Here is a 1,943-nt window from a genome sequence, read left to right on the forward strand (position 1 = left end):
CAGCCTGACCGTGCTTGTCGGCCATCGCCTCGACCTCGTCGAAACGCCTGTATTCCTGTGGGTTCTGGCGATCGTGGCGCTGCTTGCCGCCTTCGCCCTGCTGTTTGCCGGATTCGCCTTGTCGAGGCTGTGGAACTTCGGCGATCGCGGCGGCCGCGATCTGTCGGTCGGCGCACTGCTGGCGCTTCTGGTGCTTGCTCCCTTCGGCGTCGCCGCCTACTGGGCGACGACCTCGCCGCCGCTCAGGGACATTTCGACCGATCTCGACGATCCGCCGGTGCTCGACACGTCGGACCGGACGGCGGACATGAATGTGCTTTCGCCGCCCACGCCCGGCGAGCAGCGGCTGCAAGGCGATGCCTATCCGTTGGTCACCGGCCGCAGCTACAATCTGCCGTTCGAAACCGTGGTCGACGCGGTGGAAACCGTGCTCGACCGGCGCGACTGGCAACTGCAGGGGCCGTATCCCGAAACAGACGGCCAAAGCGAGGTGACGATCAACGCGCTGGCCAGGAGTTTCGTGCTGGGCCTGCCGGCCGATGTCGCGATCCGCATCGCCGATGACGGCAACACCGTCATTGTCGATATGCGTTCAGCCTCCCGCTACGGCCGCCACGACCTAGGCGACAACGCCGCCCGCATCGTCGATTTCCTTGGCGAGCTCGATCAGGAAGTGGCTGGGCAAGTGGGGGCGGCGCCGGCCGAATGAGATCTAGCCGGCCGGGGTGAAAATGCCGTCAATGGCCGCGTCGCCGCCGGTGCTGACCAGGCCGCGCGCCACCAGGTCCTCCAGATGCGCCAGCACCGACAGGCCGGCGGCGCCATGCAGGCGCGGGTCGGTGTCGCGGTAGATCGCCGCCACCATCTCCTTGATCGTGCGGTCGCCGCCACGGATGCGTTCCAGGATCGCCCGCTCGCGCATCTTGCGATGCGCCTTCAGCCCGCGCATGAAGCTGCGCGGCTTGGTTACCGGCCCGCCATGGCCGGGCAGCAGCACGCGGTCGTCGCGCTCGATCAACTTGTCGAGCGAGCCCATATAGTCGGCCATGGCGCCGTCGGGCGGCGCCACGATGGAAGTTGCCCACGCCATGACATGGTCGGCGGAAAACAGGATGCCTGTTCCCTCGAGCGCGAACGCCGCGTGGTTGGCGGCATGCCCCGGCGTCAACACCGTCCTGATCGCCCAGCCGTCGCCCTGGACCAGCGCACCGTTGGCGAGCGCGGTATCTGGAACGAAATCCGTGTCGGCGCTGGCATCGAGCGGGTTGACCTCGCCGATGCGCAAGGGCCGCGCCGGACGGTGTGGGCCTTCGCCGAGCACGGCCGCTCCGGTGCGCTCCTTCAGCCGCGCCGCCAGCGGGGAATGGTCGCGATGAGTATGGCTGACAAAGATATGGCTGACCGGCCTGCCGCCGATCGCCTCGATCAGCGCCTGTAGATGCGCGTCGTCGTCAGGTCCCGGATCGATCACCGCGAGCGTCTCGCGGCCTATCAAGTAGCTATTGGTTCCGTGAAAGGTGAACGGACTGGGGTTTCTGGCGGTGAGGCGTTGCACGTCCGGCGCGACGGTCACCGCCTTGCCGTAAGCGGGATCGAAGCGCGTGTCGAACTTGAGGGGCATGGGGCGCGAAGCTCCGTTCCGTGAGACGGCAAAAGCGATTGCCGCATAACACGGAAGCCAATATAGGAAAACGCGAGGCCGCATGTCGGCGACAGCTTGAATGGGATGACCATGGCACTTGCAGCAACGATGCGTCCGCTTGTTTCTCTGGCACTGCCTGAAAAGGGCGCGGCGCGGCTGGCGACGCAGCTCCTGCTGGCGATTGCCGGCACGCTGCTCCTGACCCTATCGGCCAAGACCAAAGTCGTGCTCGGCCCGGTCGACATCTCGCTGCAGACGCTCGCCGTGTTGCTGATTGCATCGGCGTTCGGCCACGCCGAGG

2 protein-coding genes and 1 pseudogene are annotated in these 1,943 nt (G+C 66.6%); 2 read left to right on the forward strand and 1 reads right to left on the reverse strand.

The genetic code is table 11. The annotated features are described in order from the left end of the window. Window positions 1-4 precede the first annotated feature (4 nt). Window positions 5-709: a DUF1499 domain-containing protein gene (locus EN742_RS33435; RefSeq protein WP_127407631.1), complete on the forward strand. Its 705-nt coding sequence runs from the start codon at window positions 5-7 to the stop codon at window positions 707-709. A 3-nt stretch (window positions 710-712) separates the two neighbouring features. Here the strand turns inward: EN742_RS33435 and EN742_RS33440 are convergent, their stop codons facing one another. After that, entirely contained in the window at window positions 713-1,621 is a 909-nt protein-coding gene (locus EN742_RS33440; RefSeq protein ID WP_127407630.1) for an MBL fold metallo-hydrolase, read from the reverse strand. Window positions 1,622-1,732: 111 nt separating this feature from the next. On the opposite strand from EN742_RS33440, the pseudogene EN742_RS33445 reads away from it, so the two are divergent. Beyond that, window positions 1,733-1,943, forward strand: a pseudogene (locus tag EN742_RS33445) (biotin transporter BioY); the annotation flags it as partial.

Source organism: Mesorhizobium sp. M4A.F.Ca.ET.020.02.1.1, assembly GCF_004022645.1.
Lineage (GTDB): Bacteria > Pseudomonadota > Alphaproteobacteria > Rhizobiales > Rhizobiaceae > Mesorhizobium.